21 protein-coding genes are annotated in these 20,101 nt (G+C 48.7%); 1 reads left to right on the top strand and 20 read right to left on the bottom strand.

Annotation, left to right across the window (positions count from 1 at the left end; genetic code table 11):
• Positions 1-318 precede the first annotated feature (318 nt).
• From ACO0K8_RS19570 to ACO0K8_RS19475, 20 genes are all read right to left on the bottom strand, one after another.
• Entirely contained in the window at positions 319-2,370 is a 2,052-nt protein-coding gene (locus ACO0K8_RS19570; protein WP_422948328.1) for a primosomal protein N', read from the bottom strand.
• A gap of 449 nt (positions 2,371-2,819) precedes the next feature.
• Positions 2,820-3,911, bottom strand: a complete 1,092-nt coding sequence (gene hemE, locus ACO0K8_RS19565) for a uroporphyrinogen decarboxylase (RefSeq protein WP_422948327.1) — start codon at positions 3,909-3,911, stop codon at positions 2,820-2,822.
• 60 nt (positions 3,912-3,971) lie between these two features.
• Entirely contained in the window at positions 3,972-4,226 is a 255-nt protein-coding gene (locus tag ACO0K8_RS19560; protein ID WP_422948326.1) for a hypothetical protein, read from the bottom strand.
• Positions 4,227-4,314: 88 nt separating this feature from the next.
• Positions 4,315-5,145 (bottom strand): PPK2 family polyphosphate kinase, encoded by an 831-nt coding sequence (locus ACO0K8_RS19555; protein ID WP_422948325.1) that lies wholly within the window; start codon positions 5,143-5,145, stop codon positions 4,315-4,317.
• A 16-nt stretch (positions 5,146-5,161) separates the two neighbouring features.
• Positions 5,162-5,605, bottom strand: a complete 444-nt coding sequence (locus ACO0K8_RS19550) for a CoA-binding protein (RefSeq protein WP_422948324.1) — start codon at positions 5,603-5,605, stop codon at positions 5,162-5,164.
• Between the two features lie 116 nt (positions 5,606-5,721).
• Positions 5,722-6,141 (bottom strand): F0F1 ATP synthase subunit epsilon, encoded by a 420-nt coding sequence (locus ACO0K8_RS19545; RefSeq protein ID WP_422948323.1) that lies wholly within the window; start codon positions 6,139-6,141, stop codon positions 5,722-5,724.
• A 99-nt stretch (positions 6,142-6,240) separates the two neighbouring features.
• Positions 6,241-7,644, bottom strand: a complete 1,404-nt coding sequence (gene atpD, locus ACO0K8_RS19540) for a F0F1 ATP synthase subunit beta (RefSeq protein ID WP_295759231.1) — start codon at positions 7,642-7,644, stop codon at positions 6,241-6,243.
• A 29-nt stretch (positions 7,645-7,673) separates the two neighbouring features.
• Positions 7,674-8,543 carry a F0F1 ATP synthase subunit gamma gene (atpG, locus tag ACO0K8_RS19535; RefSeq protein WP_422948322.1) on the bottom strand — a complete coding sequence of 290 codons (870 nt, stop codon included), beginning with the start codon at positions 8,541-8,543 and terminating at the stop codon, positions 7,674-7,676.
• Positions 8,544-8,572: 29 nt separating this feature from the next.
• The gene (gene atpA, locus ACO0K8_RS19530) at positions 8,573-10,114 is read right to left on the bottom strand and encodes a F0F1 ATP synthase subunit alpha (protein ID WP_422948321.1); all 1,542 of its coding nucleotides are present in this window, start codon (positions 10,112-10,114) and stop codon (positions 8,573-8,575) included.
• Between the two features lie 39 nt (positions 10,115-10,153).
• Positions 10,154-10,687: a F0F1 ATP synthase subunit delta gene (locus tag ACO0K8_RS19525; protein WP_422948320.1), complete on the bottom strand. Its 534-nt coding sequence runs from the start codon at positions 10,685-10,687 to the stop codon at positions 10,154-10,156.
• Positions 10,688-10,689: 2 nt separating this feature from the next.
• On the bottom strand, positions 10,690-11,160 hold the full coding sequence (locus ACO0K8_RS19520; RefSeq protein ID WP_126127496.1) for a F0F1 ATP synthase subunit B: 471 nt from the start codon (positions 11,158-11,160) through the stop codon (positions 10,690-10,692).
• Between the two features lie 67 nt (positions 11,161-11,227).
• On the bottom strand, positions 11,228-11,470 hold the full coding sequence (gene atpE, locus ACO0K8_RS19515) for a F0F1 ATP synthase subunit C (RefSeq protein ID WP_126127497.1): 243 nt from the start codon (positions 11,468-11,470) through the stop codon (positions 11,228-11,230).
• Positions 11,471-11,552: 82 nt separating this feature from the next.
• Entirely contained in the window at positions 11,553-12,383 is an 831-nt protein-coding gene (gene atpB, locus ACO0K8_RS19510) for a F0F1 ATP synthase subunit A (RefSeq protein ID WP_422948319.1), read from the bottom strand.
• A 2-nt stretch (positions 12,384-12,385) separates the two neighbouring features.
• Entirely contained in the window at positions 12,386-12,724 is a 339-nt protein-coding gene (locus ACO0K8_RS19505; RefSeq protein ID WP_422948318.1) for an ATP synthase subunit I, read from the bottom strand.
• 176 nt (positions 12,725-12,900) lie between these two features.
• Positions 12,901-13,467 (bottom strand): RBBP9/YdeN family alpha/beta hydrolase, encoded by a 567-nt coding sequence (locus tag ACO0K8_RS19500; RefSeq protein ID WP_422948317.1) that lies wholly within the window; start codon positions 13,465-13,467, stop codon positions 12,901-12,903.
• A gap of 11 nt (positions 13,468-13,478) precedes the next feature.
• Complete coding sequence (locus tag ACO0K8_RS19495; RefSeq protein ID WP_422948316.1) at positions 13,479-14,372, bottom strand: ParB/RepB/Spo0J family partition protein; 894 nt, start codon at positions 14,370-14,372, stop codon at positions 13,479-13,481.
• Positions 14,372-15,151, bottom strand: a complete 780-nt coding sequence (locus tag ACO0K8_RS19490) for a ParA family protein (RefSeq protein ID WP_422948315.1) — start codon at positions 15,149-15,151, stop codon at positions 14,372-14,374. Before ACO0K8_RS19490 ends, ACO0K8_RS19495 begins: the two co-directional genes overlap by 1 nt.
• A gap of 74 nt (positions 15,152-15,225) precedes the next feature.
• Entirely contained in the window at positions 15,226-15,870 is a 645-nt protein-coding gene (gene rsmG, locus ACO0K8_RS19485) for a 16S rRNA (guanine(527)-N(7))-methyltransferase RsmG (protein WP_422948314.1), read from the bottom strand.
• Positions 15,867-17,822, bottom strand: coding sequence for a tRNA uridine-5-carboxymethylaminomethyl(34) synthesis enzyme MnmG (gene mnmG / locus ACO0K8_RS19480; protein WP_422948313.1), 1,956 nt, complete (start codon positions 17,820-17,822; stop codon positions 15,867-15,869). Before mnmG ends, rsmG begins: the two co-directional genes overlap by 4 nt.
• Positions 17,823-17,984: 162 nt before the next feature.
• Positions 17,985-18,743 carry a TSUP family transporter gene (locus ACO0K8_RS19475; RefSeq protein WP_422948312.1) on the bottom strand — a complete coding sequence of 253 codons (759 nt, stop codon included), beginning with the start codon at positions 18,741-18,743 and terminating at the stop codon, positions 17,985-17,987.
• Between the two features lie 79 nt (positions 18,744-18,822).
• Here ACO0K8_RS19475 and ACO0K8_RS19470 point away from each other — a divergent pair, with 79 nt between their 5' ends.
• Positions 18,823-19,980, top strand: coding sequence for an iron-containing alcohol dehydrogenase (locus ACO0K8_RS19470; RefSeq protein WP_422948311.1), 1,158 nt, complete (start codon positions 18,823-18,825; stop codon positions 19,978-19,980).
• Positions 19,981-20,101: the final 121 nt, after the last annotated feature.

Genomic DNA, 20,101 nt, shown 5'->3' with positions numbered 1-20,101 from the left:
AAGAGTAAGTCCGAAAGCGTACATTCAAGCAAGATCTTGTTCTGTACGCATTGCCAATTAGGCAGCGCCAGTCTAGGGGATTGGTATCAATTTTTGCTAGCAACAAATATCAAGTATTGGCAATCGATACTTGATGTAGCCTTAATCTAGCCTCAGCGCAGGAGTTTTGGGCTTAAATCAAACCGGACACCTGGCCAAGCAAGCGAAGTTTGGCTGGCGGCGACCATCGCCTGCCCGGCAAATCGGAAATTTTTTGCCGCGCCTTCTATCCGGTTTTGCAACAGGTACATGGAAGTTGAGTCAGCGGGCTGCGGTATTTTAAATATCCACGGGGTCTATTTCTACGCCCCATTTGAGGCGACTCTTCAAGCCGCGTAGAGTCGCTATCCACTCCTTCAAAAAAGCCTGTAAGGCCGGGCGCGAGACCGACTCTACCAATAATTGCGCTCTATCCACATTCGCCACTCTAGTCATGCTCATCGGTATCGGCTCATGGATAGTGATGCCTACATGAGCACAACAGTTGGCGGCCTGATGCAAGAAATCGAGGGCGCTTTGCAGCTCTTTGGCTTCGGCCCGCAATAGTGCCTGATACATAAACGGCGGCATGCAGGCATGTTGGCGCTCGTCCAGCAAATCATTGGCGAAGCGATCATAATCGTGTGCCATCAAGGCGTGGTACAAAGGATGATCGGGATAACGGGTCTGTATCAGTACTTCGCTGATGTTACCGCCCTCCTTTTGCGCGGCGCGGCCGGCGCGGCCTGCCACCTGCATCAATTGTGCGAACAACCTTTCACTGGCGCGGTAATCTTGTGAGAACAGGGCGCTGTCGGGATTGAGGGCAGCGACCAAGGTCAGGTTTTTAAAATCGTGTCCTTTGGCAACCATTTGGGTGCCGATCAGGATGTCCACCTCGCCCTTATGCACGGTATCGAAAGCGGCGGCGGCACTGCCTTTTAAGCGGGTGGAATCGGCATCAATACGAAATACCCTGGCCTCAGGGAAGATTAATTTCAGACCCTCTTCCAATCTTTGGGTGCCGCGCCCCAGAGGTTGCAGATCAATATTGCCACAAGTGGGGCAATGACGCGGTATCCGTTGCTCGTAACCACAATGGTGGCAGCGCAGCTTATTTTCTAGTTTATGCATCACCAGATGCGCAGTGCAGCGCGCGCAGTCGCTAATCCAACCACAGGCATCACAGGCGATCACGGGCGAATAACCGCGCCGATTGAGAAACAGAAGTGACTGCTCACCTTTCTCAAGACGTCGCCATATCGCATTGATAAGTGGCGTGGTTAAACCATCTTTGGGTTTTTCGTGCTCTTGATTGATGAGTCTAACCACCGGCAAAACTGCATCCTTGACGGCCCGATCGCGTAACTCGAGTTTGCGGTAGCGCCCTACTTTGGCGTGCTGCCAACTCTCTAGTGAAGGGGTGGCTGAGCCTAGTACCACGGGAATCGCCAGCTGATGGGCGCGCCAGACTGCCAGATCACGTGCTGAATAACGCAGACCTTCTTGTTGCTTATAAGAAGGATCGTGTTCCTCATCGATCACTATCATTTTCAGATGTGGCAGCGAGGCAAGTATCGCCAGACGGGTACCGAGTATGATGCGCGCTTGCCCCAGATGTGCTGCCAGCCAATGTTGCAGCCGCTCGCCTTCCGCCATGCCGCTGTGCAAGGTGGCGATCTGTATGCCAGAAAACCGCTTGCGTATATTGTTTTCCAGCTGGGGAGTTAGATTGATTTCTGGCACCAAAATGAGTACCTGAGCCTGCTCAGTCTGCGCCAATATTCTTGCCGCCGATTGCAAGTAGACTTCGGTCTTACCGCTGCCAGTAACCCCATACAACAGACAAGGTGCGAAACCTGTCACACCAGCAATCGCTTCAACTGCCGCTTTCTGGGATGGATTGAGTGCTGGTTCTGGATTCGGATTGGCATCGAGTGCGGGCGCTAGTTTCGCGAGTTTTTTAAGATTGCGTTCCAGGGTAGTGGCTTTGCCTACCCGTAAATTGCGTGGCAAGGCCGGCAAAGCAACTTCACCTAAGGGCCTTTGATAGTAATCCGCAGCGAAACGGCACAGCGCTATCCACTCTTCACTCAAACTAGGCAATTGGCTGCGTAATTCCAGTGCATCTTTCAATTTAGCCGCGGGCACGTCGGTATGATCACTGATCGCGATTATCAAGCCCATCAGCTGCTGTCGTCCAAACGGCAGTAGCACCAGTTGCCCAATTTGCGGCAGAGCCGGCGTCACGAACTCGCCGTCTGCATTTGCCACAGCAGATGTCGGCCAGCGGTAGTCAAAAAAGCGATCTAGTGGCGTGTCAAGTGCGACTTTGAGTATGCAATGTTCCACGAACTTAATGTAGACCTTGAAGAAGTGAGCTAACTATCGGTTTTATAAGGGCTTTTTGACATATCCACATATTCTGTGGATAACTTTGTGGAGAACTATCTATTGACACCCCTTTATGCTAGGTTTTATGCGGGTCTCAACAGAATGCTCAATCTAAAAGCAAAAAAAAGTTCGTTTAAAAACAATGACTTGCAAATCAAACTAAAATACTGAAAATAAATTTTCGGGTATATTTTTGTTTCCCCAAATTTGTGCATAAGTAACAAAAACGATGCCAAAATGCAGCAAATTTGATATGGCTAATTCATTCACTTTCCCAGCCATTCTGCCTTGAGATCCGCATGGCTGCTGCGTTGTGCATAGCAACATGACGAATCTACGGGGCTGGCTGGGGAGATGCCTTAGTTCAAGCTTTAGCACGCGATTTATTGATCACTTAATGGTGCAACTTATGCTGCATTCTGGCGCATTTTACGACTCACTTCGTGCACCGTATCAACCATCACGCTGACCGCATCGGGCGAGGTAAATTGAGAAATTCCATGACCTAAATTAAACACATGACCGTGTCCGGCACTTGGTGTTCCATATGATTGCAAAGCCGCAGTAACTTGCTCACGAATCTGGGCTGGATCAGCAAATAAGACGGCTGGATCGAGATTGCCTTGCAAAGCAACCTTATCGCCGACTCTGGCGCGTGCTTGAGCAAGATTAACCATCCAATCCAAGCCTAGAGCGTCGGCACCGATATCGGCGATCTGCTCTAACCACAAGCCACCGCCTTTGGTGAAGACGATCACAGGGATGCGCTTACCGTCTTTTTCGCGCTGCAATTTATTTACCACGTCCTGCATATAGCGTAGCGAGAAGCGCTGATAAGCGCCATCGGCCAAGGCCCCACCCCAACTATCAAAAATCATCACAGCTTGTGCTCCGGCATCGATCTGCGAATTTAAGTAGGCAGCTACCGCTTCGGCATTGGTGCGCAGGATGTGCTCCATCAGATCAGGCCGCTTGTACATCATGGTCTTGACTGCATGAAACTCACGCGAGCCCTGCCCCTCTACCATATAACAAGCCAAAGTCCATGGGCTGCCGGCAAAACCGATCAACGGAACACGGCCATTGAGCGTAGTACGAATCTGGGTGACTGCATCAAACACATATTGCAGACTACCTTCTTCCGGTACCTTTAGTGCCAACACCTCGGCTTCGGTCTTTAATGGACGTTCAAATTTTGGTCCTTCGCCTTCTTCAAAATACAAGCCCAGGCCCATGGCGTCTGGCACTGTCAGAATATCGGAAAATAAGATTGCGGCATCCAGTGCAAAACGATCCAAGGGTTGTATCGTGACCTCGGTCGCAAAATCAGGGTTTTTCGCCAAACTCATGAAAGAACCCGCACCTTTACGCGTTGCTTTATATTCCGGCAAATAACGACCCGCCTGGCGCATTAGCCACAAAGGGGTGTAATCGGTTTCCTGACGTAACAAAGCGCGTAGGAAGGTATCATTTTTGAGCGGAGCAAAGCGGGTGGACATAAGTGACTTTCAAAAACACGGTGATATTCATTAAGTACGACGACAAGGCACTATTATCGCCTATGCAGACAAGCCTGGTATCTGATCTGGCGCAATTTGGCGGGTTTCCCGACAAAAATTAACCATAAGAAACTGTGGATAACTTTGTGGATATAATCCTGGGAAATTATTTCTAACAGGAATAATTTCCAGAAAAATTCCATGAAAATTTATAAGCATTTGATTTAATTCATTTTTATTTCTATATGCACGAATCTTAGGTAAGAAGAGAACAGCTAAGCTTTTTGTGCATAAGTAAGTTTTTTGAGACGACATTTACGCTCAATTCACTTAAAAAATGAGAAACAGCGAAATTCATGAAATTTTGACTGAAGTTGCCGCCAGATAGGACAAGCTAGCTCCGTTAAATCACTTTGATCTTGCTAAGCGCTGGATTAGCAGGGGGATAGGCTAATTTCATACTCTCCAGTTTTTCCGTCACGATATGAGCGATTGCTAAATTTCTTTGTGTCTTAGAATCGGCTGGAATGATGTACCAGGGTGCGTGATGACTATCAGTCGCCATTACAACCTCCGAGTAAGCGCTCTGAAATTCGTCCCAATGCTCGCGGTCAACCAGATCATTTGGATCGAATTTCCAATTTTTATCCGAATCGGACAAGCGCTCCTCTAGCCTTTGTTTTTGTTCTGCCTTGGAAATGTGCAGAAAAAATTTCAAAATGACGGTGCCAGTCTCGCTCAACATACGCTCAAAATCACGTATATGTGCAAGGCGGCGCTGGCACTCGGCCTGATCTATCCAGCCACGCACCTGGGTAATCAAAACATCTTCGTAATGGCTTCGATTAAAGATCACCAGCTCACCTTTGGCCGGAATTTTTTGATGAACTCGCCATAGGTAATCGTGCGCTAACTCAAGATTATTCGGAGCTGCAAATGCTACCGTATGCGCGCCCAGCGGATTAATCTGCCCAAACACGCCGCGTATCGTGCCGTCTTTACCCGAAGTATCCATGCCTTGCAGAATAATCAGCACCTTATGCTGCTTTTGACCATACAGAATGTTTTGGTATTCCGAAATTTTTTCAGCTAACGCCAGCGTGCTGAGTTTATCGGCTGCCTTGGCCTCAGCCTTGTTTTCATTCTGTGAAGCTATTGTGCGCAGGGCTGCATCGCTATCTTTCAATTGCAAATGAGCAGGTGCACGAAATTTTTCACCGATGTGGTTGGCCATAAAGATCTCTCGTCTATCAAATATGGGGAATATGTGCAGCGCTTGCCTGACACCTTGCATGTTCAATTTTAAGACACTTGTCCATGACCACGAGCATACCTTCATGCTCGGCGCGGTTGGCACAGGCCTCATTGCATATATCTAATTGCATCCATAAACAAGCTGCATTGACCACGATAGCTTGCTCAAGGATCTCGGGGATATCCGCCGACTTACGGAAACACACAACAATGTCTATGGCTAAGCCACTGGCTTTGGCGGCCTCAGGAAGGCTGCCATAGCAAAATTCACTAAGAATCAGATTGCCGGCTTCATTAGGGTTAATCGGTAAGATGCGGTAGCCATTTTGCTGCAGATAGCTAGCGACCTCATAACTGGCACGATGCGGCTTCGCAGATAAACCAAAGACTGCGATAGTTTTTGCATTTTTCAGCAACTTTGGTATGTCAACATGCGTCATACTTTCCCCAGTCATAGATCATTATAGAAAAATCATAGAAAAAAAGGCAGCCTAAGCTGCCTCTTTTTCTAATGCTAATATTTCCAACTCGGCGTATGCCTAGGCAGAATTGAGGCTTACTTATTACGTAAGCGCTGAATTGCCGCTAGTTGCGCGACCGCGATACTCAATTCGGCTTGTGCTTTCGCATAGTCAAATTTAGCTTCGCGATTAACTAAAGATTCTTCTGCCAATTTCTTAGCATTAGCCGCTTTAGCTTCATCCAGATCTTTACCGCGTATTGCCGTATCTGCCAGAACTGTGACGGTATCAGGTTGCACTTCAAGCAAACCACCGGCGACGAATACGAATTCATCTTCCGCCTGGCCTGGAACCTTGATGCGTACTGCGCCCGGCTTGATGCGCGTGATCAGCGGAGTGTGTTTTGGGTAGATACCCAACTCACCAGCTTCACCCGGCAACGCCACGAACTCAGCTTCACCGGAGAAGATCAACTCTTCTGCAGAAACCACGTTAACGTGAATAGTATGTGCCATATTCAAACTTTCTGATTCGTCAAAGGTTCAAAAAATGCACTGCTTGGTATTTGATTACTTCTGCAAACGACCACGATCGTCCGCAGAAGCCATATCAAATTAGGCAGCCATTTTCTTCGCTTTTTCGATTGCTTCGTCGATAGTACCTACCATGTAGAACGCTTGTTCTGGCAAGTGATCGAGTTCACCGGAAGCGATCATCTTGAAGCCCTTGATCGTGTCTTTCAGTGAAACGTATTTACCTGGTGCACCGGTAAATACTTCAGCAACGTGGAAAGGCTGGGACAAGAAACGCTGCATCTTACGAGCACGAGCAACCAATTGCTTGTCTTCAGGAGCCAATTCGTCCATACCCAGAATCGCGATAATGTCGCGCAATTCTTTGTAACGCTGCAAGATACCTTGTACAGCGCGGGCAGTTTCGTAATGCTCGAGGCCAACCACTTGTGGATCCAATTGACGTGAAGTCGAATCGAGTGGATCAACCGCTGGGTAGATACCCAGAGAGGCGATGTCACGTGACAGAACAACTGTAGAATCCAAATGGGCGAAAGTAGTCGCTGGGGATGGATCAGTCAAATCATCCGCTGGAACATACACGGCTTGAATTGAAGTGATCGAACCTGTTTTGGTCGAAGTAATACGCTCTTGCAAGCGACCCATTTCTTCAGCCAAAGTCGGTTGGTAACCCACAGCGGAAGGCATACGACCCAACAAGGCAGAAACTTCAGTACCAGCCAAAGTGTAACGGTAGATGTTATCGACGAAGAACAACACGTCTTTACCTTCGTCACGGAAACCTTCAGCGATAGTCAAACCAGTCAGAGCAACGCGCAGACGGTTACCTGGTGGTTCATTCATCTGACCGTAAACCATGGCAACTTTGGAGTTTTCTGGATTTTCCAGATCGACTACTTTAGCGTCAGCCATTTCGTGGTAGAAGTCATTACCTTCACGAGTACGCTCACCAACACCAGCAAACACGGACAAGCCGCTGTGTGCTTTAGCGATGTTGTTGATCAGCTCCATCATGTTAACCGTTTTACCAACACCGGCACCACCGAACAAACCAACTTTACCACCTTTTGCAAACGGGCAAACCAAGTCAATAACCTTGATACCTGTTTCCAACAGCTCTTGCGATGGCGACAATTCGTCGTACGCAGGAGCCTTACGGTGGATTGATGCTGTAGTTTCACGGCTAACCGGTCCACATTCATCAATCGGGTTACCCAATACGTCCATGATACGACCCAGTGTTGCTTTACCGGTAGGCACCATAATTGGCTTACCAGTGTTGGTCATGATCATGCCGCGACGCAGACCGTCGGAAGTACCCAGCGCGATGCAACGGACGATACCATCGCCCAATTGCTGCTGAACTTCCAGAGTCAGGTCTGAGCCTTCCATTTTCAAGGCGTCGTAGATCTTAGGCATCGCGTCGCGTGGAAATTCAACGTCCACAACAGCGCCGATACACTGAACGATTTTGCCATCAGCCATGTTCGTTCCTTCAATAAATTAAATTCAGTTTAGACCGCTGCCGCGCCGGCGACGATCTCGGAAAGCTCTTTGGTAATTGCAGCTTGGCGTGTTTTGTTGTAAATCAACTTCAACTCACCAATTACGCTGACTGCGTTATCGCTAGCTGATTTCATCGCCACCATACGTGCCGACTGTTCAGATGCCATGTTTTCAGCAACAGCCTGATAAATCAGAGCCTCAACATAACGTACCAACAATTCGTCAATCACCGTTTTCGCATCTGGCTCGTAGATGTAATCCCATGAATGGGAAGACTTACTTACTTCGAGCTGATCAGCCTGCAGGGGCAATAACTGCTCCATCACTGGCTGTTGCTTCATGGTGTTAACAAACTTGTTGTAGCAAACGTAGACTGCATCAAGTTTGCCTTCCTGATAGGCGTCCAGCATAACCTTCACTGGACCAATCAACTTATCCAGATGGGGAGTATCGCCGAGTTGCACCGCGTGCCCCACGACTCGTGCACCCATCCGATTCAGGAAACCTAAACCTTTATTACCAATTGCGACCGCTTCAAATGTAGCGCCCGACCCATCAAGTTCGCGCAGTTTGTTGGTGACCAAACGCAATACGTTGGTATTCAAGCCACCACACAAACCCTTGTCAGTTGTAACAAGTATCAGTCCAATTTTCTTGGACTGAGTTTGCTGAACCATGAAAGGATGCGAGTACTCTGGGTTTGCCTGTGCCAAGTTAGCAGTGATAGTACGAATTTTTTCACTATACGGGCGAGCCGCACGCATCCGGTCTTGCGCTTTACGCATTTTGGAAGCAGCGACCATTTCCATCGCTTTAGTGATCTTCTTCGTATTTTCTACGCTTTTGATCTTGCCACGTATCTCTTTACCTACAGCCATGAGTATTGACTCCTTCTAGCTATAGTAAATTAATAGGCGCCGGATTTTTTGAAATCAGCAATAGCGGCAGACATGGCAGCTTCGCCATCTTTATCCAGTTGCTTGGTTTCTTCTATCTTTTGCAGCAAAGCAGCATGACTAGTTTTCATGAAATTATGTATGCCAGCTTCGAAAGCCAAAACCTTCGTGACAGGTACATCATCCAAGAAACCCTTGTTCGCTGAGAACAAAGTAACTGCCATCAGGGAAATCGACAATGGAGCGTACTGAGCTTGTTTCAACAGTTCTGTAACGCGTGCACCACGATCCAACTGCTTACGTGTTGCCGCATCCAGATCCGAAGCGAACTGCGCAAACGCAGCCAATTCACGATACTGAGCCAAATCGGTACGGATACCACCGGACAGGTTTTTAATGACCTTAGTCTGAGCAGCACCACCAACGCGAGATACCGAAATACCGGCGTTAATCGCAGGACGGATACCAGCATTGAACAAGGATGTTTCCAAGAAGATCTGACCGTCAGTAATCGAAATTACGTTGGTTGGAACGAAAGCGGAAACGTCACCTGCTTGAGTTTCAATGATAGGCAATGCTGTCAATGAACCTGTTTTACCTTTAACCGCACCGTTGGTGAATTTCTCAACGTACTCAGGGTTCACGCGTGCCGCGCGCTCTAACAAACGGGAGTGGAGGTAGAACACGTCACCTGGATAAGCTTCGCGACCTGGTGGACGGCGCAGCAACAGGGACAACTGACGATAAGCAACAGCTTGCTTGGACAAATCATCATAAATGATCAGGGCATCTTCACCACGATCACGGAAGTATTCGCCCATTGCGCAACCAGCGTATGCAGAAACATATTGCATTGCAGCCGATTCAGCTGCAGTAGCGGCAACTACGATCGTGTATTCCATTGCGCCGTGCGCTTCTAAAGCACGCACTACGTTTTTAACGGAAGACGCTTTTTGACCAATCGCTACATAGATACAAGTAACGTTTTGACCTTTTTGGTTGATCACGGCATCAATCGCTACCGCAGTCTTACCAGTTTGACGATCGCCAATGATCAATTCACGTTGACCACGGCCAACCGGAACCATCGCATCAATCGACTTCAAACCAGTTTGCAGAGGTTCGGAAACTGATTGACGGGCAATAACGCCCGGTGCGATTTTTTCGATAGGTGTCGTCAATTTAGCATTGATAGGACCTTTACCGTCGATAGGCTGACCCAGTGCATTAACAACACGGCCGCGCAGTTCTGGGCCAATAGGCACTTCCAGAATACGACCGGTACATTTAACGGTATCGCCTTCGGAAATGTGCTCGTAGTCACCCAAAATAACGGCGCCAACGGAATCACGTTCCAAGTTCAATGCCAGACCAAATGTATTGCCTGGAAATTCCAGCATCTCACCTTGCATCGCGTCAGACAGACCGTGAATGCGGCAGATACCGTCGGTAACGGAAATAACCGTACCTTGATTACGAATCTCAGCGTTATCGCCAAGGCCTTGGATCCGGCTCTTGATCAATTCGCTGATTTCTGATGGATTGAGTTGCATACTAACTCCTAAAATTAATTCAGTACTTACGTCCGCTATTTACGCGGTCAAAGCGACGTGCATTCTTTGCAGCTTGGCACGCACGGAAGTATCCAGTACTTGATCACCAACCACGATATGCACACCACCGATCAGGGCGGCGTCCACTTTCACGGTCGAGTGCAGCTTGCGGCCAAATTTCTTTTCCAGCGTAGTCGTCAAATCGCTAATCTGCTCTGCCGTCATTTCAAATGCGCTAGTAATTTTTGCATCTGCAGCGCCTGCTTCGGCGTTTTTCAGAGCATGAAATTGACTGGCGATTTCTGGTAGTAAAGTTAAGCGACCATAATCAGTGAGCGTAGTGACGAAGTTTTTGGCTTCATCAGTCACTGGGGACTTCAACACGGACAAGAAAGCCTCAGCAGTTTTCGCCGCTGTGACTTTTGGATTGTGTGCAAGAGCTAGTACATCGGGATGCGCCGCGACTTGCGCCATCTCGGCAACCAAATCCGACCAAGCGGATAGGTTGCCAGATTTGGCAACACGGAACAAGGCTTCGGCGTAAGGACGAGCGATCGTTGCGAGTTCAGCCATGATTACAGCTCAGTCTTCAATTGGCTCAACATATCTGCGTGAGCAGATGCGTTAACCTCACGCTTGAGAATTTGCTCTGCGCCTTTGACTGCCAATACGGCAACCTGGTCGCGCAATTCTTCGCGTGCTTTGGTGACTTGATTGTCAGCTTCTGCTTTAGCGGCAGCGATGATACGCGCAGCTTCTGCATTGGCAACATTCTTGGCTTCTTCTAATATCAATTGCGCGCGCTTTTCAGCATTGGCAACATGCGTCAGACCTTCTTCACGAGCACCAGCCAATTGGGCTTGTACACGTTTTTCAGCATCTTGCATCTTTGCCTGACCTTGATCAGCAGCAGCCAAGCCGTCGGCAATTTTTTGCCTACGAGCATCGATCGCACCAATCAACGGTGGCCACACGAATTTCATCGTGAAGAGTGCCAGGATGAAAAACACCCCAGCCTGGTACCACATAGTTTGATTAAGGTTCACAGTAGTTTTCCTCTAGAAATTATCGTTCCGTAAGCAGACTTGCTTACGGTAGAAAAAGGAAAGCTAATTAGCCTTTGAATGGATTTGCAGTTGCGAAGAACATAGCGATACCAACACCGATAATGAAAGCAGCATCGATCAAACCAGCCAACAACAACATTTTACCTTGCAATTTTTCCATCAATTCTGGTTGACGTGCTGATGCTTCCAGATATTTACCACCCATCAGAGCGATACCGATACATGCACCCAAAGCGCCCAAACCGATGATCAAACCACAAGCCAATGCAACCATAGCGACGTTAGTCATAACAATTCCTTCAAAGATTAAAAATTAAAAAATTAAAAAAACAAAAACCCAAAACAAATTCCAACAAAACTTTATTACTAAATTAATGCGCTTCGTGAGCTTGACCCATGTATACCAGTGTCAACATCATGAAAATAAATGCTTGCAAGAACACGATCAAAATATGGAAAATTGCCCATATAGAACCAGCAAACAAATGACCAATACCGCCGAATACTGTTGCCGTAGAACCCAATAAGGCGATCAGCAAGAACAACAACTCACCGGCGAACATGTTACCGAAAAGTCGCATACCCAAAGAGAAGGTTTTCGCTGCGTATTCCACCAGATTCAATGCCAGATTGGCTGGGAACATCATAGGACCGAATGGTGCAGAGAATAATTCTTTTACGAATCCGCCAGCACCTTTGATTTTCACGCTGTAGTACATCATCAAGGCGAAAATACCGACTGAAATACCAAGAGTGCCATTCAAATCAGCAGTAGGAACAACACGATGATGAATACCAGAATCTATTCCTAAAGCAGGAAAAATCCATTGCGAGAACAAATCGACCGGTAAAAAATCCAGTGAGTTCATCAACGCTACCCAGACAAAAACGGTTAAGGCCATAGGCGCGATGAAACTGGTATTACCGTGAACAATGCTTTTAGCCTGGTTATCAACCATTTCAACCAGCATTTCAACTGCCGACTGGAAACGACCTGGTACGCCAGCACTCGCTTTACGCGCGGCCATATACATCAATAAACTACCGATGACGCCACAAGCGATAGACCAAAACAGTGTATCGTAATTGAGGATGGACATATCCACCAGGGCGACTTGTTGTTCGTGCGAATTAGATAAATGTCCCAGATGATGGGATATATATTCTGACGCTGTGGGTGCTGCGTGCTCAGTTGCGCTCATAATTAGTGTCTAAATAGTAAAATGAAATAACTTTTCAATATCACGACGATCCCAGCGATAAACGCTACCCAATGCAAATCGTGATACAACCAAACAACCGCGATCATTAATGCGATTGTTGACCCAATTTTTATAAATTCACCGATAAAAAAACTCATCGGGTTGGCGCCTCCCGGTTTTTTCGCGCTGGAATTTAAGCGCAAAGCAAACAAGGAATTAGGGACTGCACAACAAAGTCCGCCAAACAAGGCTGAAATTCCAGCCGCAGAACCAGCAAGCAAACCAGCGATCAGGGCGACGACCAAAGCTGCTGCTAATTGCAACAGAACTAAACGCGCCATGCGATTTCCTCACTATTCATTTCTTAAATTTTAGCCTTGGCTATTGAACTGCTTGCGTTTGCCGTCATATTTCCAACCGAAGAATAAACGCAGGCCAACCAAAACCACGGAATTATACGTGCTTGTTCCCACCATCGTCAAACGTTTGATGTGCTGCATCAAAATGAGACATGTACTTATCTGGTGCAAATCGTCAGAGTTTTAGGCTTCTGCATTATCTCTGCCAGCCATTGCTGGCCCTGCGCCCAGGCGGCTAAACCAGATTCGCCATTGATATGACCCTGCGCACCAATACAGTGAAATTCAGCACCCCAGGCCTGCGCCCAGAGCTGAGCCAAGCCTAGTTCACACCACGGATCGTTGTCGGAAGCAATTACCTTGCTAGGAAACGGCATGCGTGTAGTTGGCATAGGCGAAAAACTTGGAGCGGGAAATTCTGCTCTTGCGACATCGGGTGGTGCAACTAGTAAAGCCCCTCTAACTTTGTCCTGGTCTGCACTTATCAACAAACTGCTCTGCGCCCAATGCGCCAGCAAGGCACATCCCAGACTATGCGCGACGATGATCACGGGCTCATCAGTATCACAAAGCTGCTGCTCAAGACTGGCTAACCAATCCTGGCAGTTTGGCTGATCCCAATTTTCTTGCTGCACGCGACTTACATTGGGCAGTGAGGACTCCCAAAGACTCTGCCAATGCGCCGGACCCGAGTTATATAAGCCCGGTAATAGCAGTATCTTCATATTGCCCTTGCTTAGTGCCCGCGGATTTTTAAAATAACCCCATCGAGTGAATCTAAGTCAGCGAAGTCAATTAGCATTTGTCCGCGTCCCTTAGTGCCCATTTTGAGTGTGACCTGGGTCGCCAGCATATCCGACAACTCCTCCTCCAGACGCGTAATATCTCGGGATTTTTCCGGTTTATCGCGGGTCTTGGCGGGGGTATTCAATTCTGCGGTGGTACGTTGGACCAATTTTTCGGCCTCGCGTACTGACATGCGCTTGGCCACAACTTCATTCGCCAATTGAATTTGCGTCGCAGCATCAGTAGCCAATAAGGCACGCGCATGCCCCATGTCTATATCACCTGCCATCAGCATGGTTTGTACCGGTTTTGCCAGATTCAATAAGCGCAGTAAGTTAGACACAGCACTGCGCGATCTACCAACGGCATTCGCCGCTTGCTCATGGGTAAATGCAAAATCAGAAATCAAGCGATGTATGCCTTGCGCCTCTTCTAAAGGATTCAGGTCTTCACGTTGTATGTTTTCGATCAAGGCCATGGCCGCTGCCGCTTGATCGTCTACATCTTTCACCAGTACAGGCACGTCTTCAAGGCCAGCCATCTGCGAGGCCCGGTAGCGCCTCTCACCTGCGATGATCTCGTAACGGGTAACACCATTGGTTTGCCCAATAGGCCGCACCAGGATAGGTTGCATCAAGCCCTGTGCCTTGATAGATGCGGCTAACTCAGTCAGCGCGCCTTCATCCATGCGGGTACGAGGCTGATACTTGCCGGCCTGCATCAAACTGACGTGCAGACTGGTCGGTGCTCCCGCCACGGTTGCTACCGCCTCGGCGAAATCACCGGCACCATCAAATAGCGCTTCCAACCCACGGCCTAAGCCTTTTTGTTTTTTTGTTGCCATTATTTTGCATCCAATAGTTTAATTCTTTCGAGCATCTCGGCACCAAAGGCAATATAGGCTTGCGCGCCTTTCGAGGAGGGATCAAACACCACACCCGGCATGCCATACGAAGGCGCTTCGGCTAAACGCACATTGCGCGGTATTACCGTGGCGAACACCTTGTCGCCGAAATGTTGCTCTAATTGATCAGAGACCTGTTGCGACAGTGTCATGCGCGGATCAAACATAACACGCAATAAGCCAACGATTTTCAGATCCGGATTCAGATTGACCGCTACTTTTTTGATGGTATTTGAAAGATCCGACAGACCCTCGAGCGCGTAATATTCACACTGCATAGGAATAATCACACCATGCGCAGCACACAGGCCGTTCAGGGTCAGCATCGATAAGGCTGGTGGACAATCGATCAAAATAAAGTCATAGTCTGCGCTCACTTCTTTTAAGGCGTCGCGCAGACGCTTGTCTCTGTTTTCTAAGGCGACCATCTCTACCTCGGCACCGGCGAGTTCGCGATTGGCGGGCAAGACGTCAAACTTACCCACTTCTGAGCGCTGCCTTGCGGTTTTCACGTCCGCCATCCCCAGCAAGACCTCGTATATAGAACTGGTCAGTTTAGCCTTATTAATTCCCGCACCCATGGTGGCATTGCCTTGCGGATCGAGATCAACTAACAGCACCCTTTGGTCGAGCTTGGCCAGACCCGCTGCCAGATTGACCGTGGTCGTGGTTTTGCCGACGCCACCTTTTTGATTTGCAACACAAAATATTTTTGTCATTTTGCTCTAAGTAAATGGTGCGTGTTGGTTGGTGTTTTTGCTTGTTTGGTGTTCAACATTAAACGGGATTTCACTTAAGCCTTTTTGATGTAGATCATATGCCGCTCTACGGCCAAACCCGGTACTGTCAGTACTTCTATCGAACTGACTTCCCAGCCGTTTGGCATGCGCTCAATTTCTTCATTCGGATTGACGCCCTTCATCGCGAAAAATTGACCGCCATCTGCTAACAGATGGCCCGACCAGTTAATGAAATTACACAGTTCAGAAAAGGCACGCGAAGTAATCACATCAAATTTTTCTACTACTTGCAAGGCTTCTACCCGGCCCGTGTACACCGTGACATTCTTCAATCCCAACTCAGCTTTGGCTTGATTCAGGAAGGCGGTCTTTTTATTCACGGTATCGATCATGGAAATGCGTTTGCCTGGATAGCAAATTGCCAAGATCATACCTGGCAAACCACCACCTGACCCCACATCCAAAATATTCTCCGCGTGCTTAAAAGCATGTGCGGCAGAAAGTGAATCGAGCAGATGTTGCTTGACCATTTCCTTAGGATCGCGCACAGATGTTAAATTATAAACAGAATTCCATTTGTGCAACAATGCTAAATAGGCAATCATTTTTGCCATTTGTTCATCACTCAAAGCAAGCGGGAGTAATTTAACACCGTCGTGTAACATCGTGCTCAATTCAGCAGTATTAAATACACTCATGCTAAGTCACCTTCATTTTCTATAACCGCTGGAATTATCTCAACTTTGGCAAACTGCTGAAAACCGCGTTTTTTCAGATGCACCAGTAAAAGGGAAATCGCCGCTGGCGTTACGCCAGAAACCCGGCCGCACTGCCCCAAGGTTTCAGGCCTAAACTTATTCAATTTTTGTTTAACCTCCACCGATAGGCTATTTACCTCAAGGTAATCAAAATCCTCCGGCATTTTCAGGTTTTCGAAATACAGTTGGCGCTCAACCTCTTTGGCCTGACGTTCTATATAGCCAGAATATTTAACTTGTATCTCGACCTGCTCTTTCACTGCATCTTCTGCGACACCGGGGCCTGCCAGAGTCTGGCCTTCTTTACCGGACAAACTCATCAAGCTATCGTAAGTGACTTGCGGACGCCTCAGTAAATCCGCCAGGGAATATTCGCGCTCCAAAGCCTTGCCAACTACCCGCTCGGCTTCGGCATCTTCGACCAGACGCGGACTGACCCACGTTGACTTGAGTCTTTCCATTTCACGTGAAACAGCTTCACGCTTGATTTCAAACATGGCCCACTGCGCATCGCTGACGCAACCGAGTTGACGGCCAATTTCGGTCAGGCGCATATCGGCATTATCTTCACGCAGGCTGAGTCTATATTCGGCTCGACTGGTAAACATGCGATACGGCTCTTGCACGCCTTTACTCGTAAGGTCATCAACTAACACACCAAGATAAGCCTCATCGCGGCGCGGCACCCAAGCATCCCGCTCCTGCGTTTGCAAGGCGGCATTTAGACCTGCCAGCATCCCTTGTGCAGCAGCCTCTTCGTACCCGGTAGTGCCATTAATTTGCCCAGCGAAAAATAGACCCTTGATTTGACGTGTTTCCAACGACGTCTTTAAACCACGCGGATCAAAGTAGTCATACTCAATTGCATAGCCAGGACGCAAGATATACGCATTTTCCATGCCGCGCATAGAGCGGACTAAATCCAACTGCACATCGAAAGGCAAGCTGGTCGAGATACCATTCGGATAGTATTCATTGGTAGTCAGGCCTTCTGGCTCCAAAAATATCTGGTGCGAATCCTTACCGGAGAAGCGATGGATTTTATCCTCGATAGACGGGCAGTAACGTGGCCCCACCCCTTCGATCACGCCCGTGTACATAGGACTGCGATCAAGACCGGCACGAATGATGTCATGCGTGCGTTCATTGGTATGCGTAATCCAGCATGGCAATTGGCGCGGATGCATACCTACATTGCCCATTACAGAAAACACAGGGATAGGATTAAGATCCCCCGCCTGCTCCTGCATGACAGAAAAATCAATGCTACGACCATCGATACGCGGTGGTGTACCTGTCTTCAAGCGACCTTGCGGCAAGGCGAGCTCTTTGAGTCTGGACGACAAGGAGATCGCAGGCGGATCGCCGGCACGGCCAGCCGCATAGCTATTCAAACCAACATGAATTTTCCCATCAAGGAAAGTTCCGGCTGTAAGCACCACAGATCTGGCGCGGAAACGCACCCCAACCTGAGTGACAGCACCAACAACTCTATCACCCTCCACCATCAAATCATCTACTGCCTGCTGAAATATCCACAGATTTTCTTGATTTTCCAAACGACTACGAATCGCCTGTTTATATAAAATCCGGTCGGCTTGTGCGCGTGTGGCGCGTACAGCTGGGCCTTTTGAGGAATTCAAAATGCGGAATTGAATACCGGCCTCATCGGTGGCAATCGCCATCGCACCACCCATGGCATCAACCTCTTTGACCAGATGGCCTTTACCAATTCCACCTATCGAGGGGTTACAAGACATCTGCCCCAGGGTCTCGATATTATGGGTAAGCAAGAGGGTTTTTTGACCCATGCGCGCGGCAGCCAAGGCAGCCTCGGTACCTGCATGACCACCACCAACAACGATTACATCAAATTCTTTTGGATAAAACATGGATTACTTTTACTCAAGGATTGCTCTGGAAGGTGGAGATTATAAAGGTTTTTCAGGACCAATCCCCGACAAGAAAATAGTTTAGAACGTTTGTTTCACGTGGAACAGCAGATTTTTCCGATTTAGCAAGGATAAAATTTCCTGTTTCACGTGAAACAATGCCTATTTAAAAAAGGCATCAAAGCTTGTTTTAATTATCAGGCAAGCAACAACAAGCAAGAACATCTTGCGCACAAACCCACTGCCATGCTTGATCGCAAGACGGCTGCCGGTAACAGAACCGAGCACGCCACACACCGCCATCGCCAAGCCAAGTTGCCAAATCACATGACCACTAAAGCCAAACCACAACAAGGCGGCACCATTGCAAGCCACATTCAATACCTTGGCTACTGCCGATGCGCGCAAAAAATCAAAACCGAACAAGCGCACAAAAATAAAAACGAAAAAACTACCAGTGCCAGGTCCAAAAAATCCATCATAGAATCCTATTAGTCCACCGGCCAACATCGCCATTGCGACTTCTTTGTCACCTTGGAATAGGGGTGTATGACTTACGCCTAACTCCTTTTTTTTGAAAGTGTAGATAGCAATCGCCAGCAAGATTAATGGCAAGGCTTTACGCAGATAAGTCGGGGGGATATGCGTCACCAGGATCGCACCACCAAACGAAAACAGGAAAGCCATCGCCGCTGCAGGTAACACCATGGACCAACGCAGGCTGACTACCCGAAGATAATTTACCGCTGCCACCGAAGTGCCCCAGATACTGGCGAATTTATTGGTGCCAAGTAAAGTGGCAGGTGCCGTGCCCGGCATAAACGAAAACAAGGCTGGCACTTGAATCAGACCCCCGCCGCCCACCACCGCATCGACCAGACCAGCAAAGAAAGCAGCAACTGCCAAAATAAAAAAATCCATACTTTTCTTAGTGAAATTTATTCAAGCTGACAGGATAACAAGTCTTGCTACAATCAGCACAACCTGGAGTAAAGATACCATGAACAATTTTGAGTTTCGCACCGTCCCCACCCTCATCAACCGATATGGAGCAAGCGCGCAACTGGGTGAAATTATTCAGCAGCATTACCCCGCCGTACGCCGTTGTGTACTCGTCACTGATCCTGGATTTCTCGCAACTGGCCTAGTCCAACCCTCTATTCGGAGTTTAGAAAACCTAGGACTGAGCGTCACCATCTATGCCCAGGTACAAGCCGATCCCCCAGAGCAATTGATACTAGAAGCCGTCGCCTCGGTGCGCCAGCAGCAAGCAGAGTTAGTCATAGGCATGGGTGGCGGCAGCTCACTCGATGTTGCGAAACTGATCGCCATCTTGCTCAACACCAATCAGCCCCTATCCCAAATGTATGGGATAGACCAGATTAAGGGCAAGCGCCTGCCCTTAATCCAGATACCCACCACTGCCGGTACCGGGTCAGAGGTCACGCCTATCGCCATCGTCACCACCGGTGCCAGCAGCAAGATGGGCGTAGTCGCGCCGCAGCTATATGCCGATATCGCGATACTCGATGCCGCACTGACGCTGGGATTACCCGCCAGCATCAGCGCCGCCACTGGCATTGACGCCATGGTGCATGCCATCGAGGCCTACACCAGCAAGCACAAAAAGAATGCCATCTCGGATATGCTGGCGCGCCAGGCACTGCAATTACTCTGGGAAAATCTGGAGAAAGTATGCGACAACGGACAAGATAAAGAAGCGCGCCAAGCCATGCTGGTCGGCGCGATGCTAGCCGGACAGGCCTTCGCCAACGCGCCGGTAGCCGCAGTACACGCGCTGGCCTACCCGATAGGCGGCATCTTTCATGTGCCGCATGGGCTTTCCAACTCGCTAGTCTTACCGCACGTGCTACGTTTCAATCTACCGTTCGCAGCAACCGAGTATGCCGAGCTCGCCAGCATCATCGTCCCGCAGGCCAGCGGCAGTGAGCAAGCGCGTAGCCATGCCATGATCGATGCCTTAGCCGCCTCAGCGCAGCGCGTCGGTATCGCCACCCGCCTGAGTCAAGTTGGCATAGCCGAACACGATCTGGACAATTTAGCGCAAGCGGCCATGCAACAAACCCGCTTGCTCGCGAATAACCCGCGCGAGCTGACTCTGGCCGACGCCAGAGCTATCTATAAAGCGGCGCTGTAAATGCAATAAAGGATGGGAGGAATAAATAAGGTCTACCCTGCCGCGCATATCCCGTGCGGGCTGCAGGCCTATATGCTCGGAAAGGCGCATGGAATATGCGCGCTGGCAGGGTCCTTGAATA

Origin of the sequence: Undibacterium sp. Ren11W, from assembly GCF_049340485.1 — a bacterium.
Classification (GTDB): domain Bacteria; phylum Pseudomonadota; class Gammaproteobacteria; order Burkholderiales; family Burkholderiaceae_D; genus Undibacterium.
The sequence above is the reverse complement of the archived record's forward strand: the minus strand, read 5'-3'. Positions and strand labels throughout refer to the sequence as shown.

Excerpts from the sequence above, each read along its gene's own strand:
- ACO0K8_RS19505 (WP_422948318.1), bottom strand. The coding sequence starts at position 12,724 with ATGGCGCGTTTAGTTCTGTTGCAATTAGCAGCAGCTTTGGTCGTCGCC.
- atpE (WP_126127497.1), bottom strand. The coding sequence starts at position 11,470 with ATGACTAACGTCGCTATGGTTGCATTGGCTTGTGGTTTGATCATCGGT.
- ACO0K8_RS19555 (WP_422948325.1), bottom strand. The coding sequence starts at position 5,145 with ATGGCCAACCACATCGGTGAAAAATTTCGTGCACCTGCTCATTTGCAA.
- atpA (WP_422948321.1), bottom strand. The coding sequence starts at position 10,114 with ATGCAACTCAATCCATCAGAAATCAGCGAATTGATCAAGAGCCGGATC.
- ACO0K8_RS19545 (WP_422948323.1), bottom strand. The coding sequence starts at position 6,141 with ATGGCACATACTATTCACGTTAACGTGGTTTCTGCAGAAGAGTTGATC.
- hemE (WP_422948327.1), bottom strand. The coding sequence starts at position 3,911 with ATGTCCACCCGCTTTGCTCCGCTCAAAAATGATACCTTCCTACGCGCT.
- mnmG (WP_422948313.1), bottom strand. The coding sequence starts at position 17,822 with ATGTTTTATCCAAAAGAATTTGATGTAATCGTTGTTGGTGGTGGTCAT.
- atpD (WP_295759231.1), bottom strand. The coding sequence starts at position 7,644 with ATGGCTGATGGCAAAATCGTTCAGTGTATCGGCGCTGTTGTGGACGTT.
- atpG (WP_422948322.1), bottom strand. The coding sequence starts at position 8,543 with ATGGCTGTAGGTAAAGAGATACGTGGCAAGATCAAAAGCGTAGAAAAT.
- atpB (WP_422948319.1), bottom strand. The coding sequence starts at position 12,383 with ATGAGCGCAACTGAGCACGCAGCACCCACAGCGTCAGAATATATATCC.
- ACO0K8_RS19475 (WP_422948312.1), bottom strand. The coding sequence starts at position 18,743 with ATGGATTTTTTTATTTTGGCAGTTGCTGCTTTCTTTGCTGGTCTGGTC.
- ACO0K8_RS19560 (WP_422948326.1), bottom strand. The coding sequence starts at position 4,226 with ATGTCGTCTCAAAAAACTTACTTATGCACAAAAAGCTTAGCTGTTCTC.
- ACO0K8_RS19470 (WP_422948311.1), top strand. The coding sequence starts at position 18,823 with ATGAACAATTTTGAGTTTCGCACCGTCCCCACCCTCATCAACCGATAT.
- rsmG (WP_422948314.1), bottom strand. The coding sequence starts at position 15,870 with ATGAGTGTATTTAATACTGCTGAATTGAGCACGATGTTACACGACGGT.
- ACO0K8_RS19490 (WP_422948315.1), bottom strand. The coding sequence starts at position 15,151 with ATGACAAAAATATTTTGTGTTGCAAATCAAAAAGGTGGCGTCGGCAAA.
- ACO0K8_RS19525 (WP_422948320.1), bottom strand. The coding sequence starts at position 10,687 with ATGGCTGAACTCGCAACGATCGCTCGTCCTTACGCCGAAGCCTTGTTC.
- ACO0K8_RS19550 (WP_422948324.1), bottom strand. The coding sequence starts at position 5,605 with ATGACGCATGTTGACATACCAAAGTTGCTGAAAAATGCAAAAACTATC.
- ACO0K8_RS19495 (WP_422948316.1), bottom strand. The coding sequence starts at position 14,372 with ATGGCAACAAAAAAACAAAAAGGCTTAGGCCGTGGGTTGGAAGCGCTA.
- ACO0K8_RS19500 (WP_422948317.1), bottom strand. The coding sequence starts at position 13,467 with ATGAAGATACTGCTATTACCGGGCTTATATAACTCGGGTCCGGCGCAT.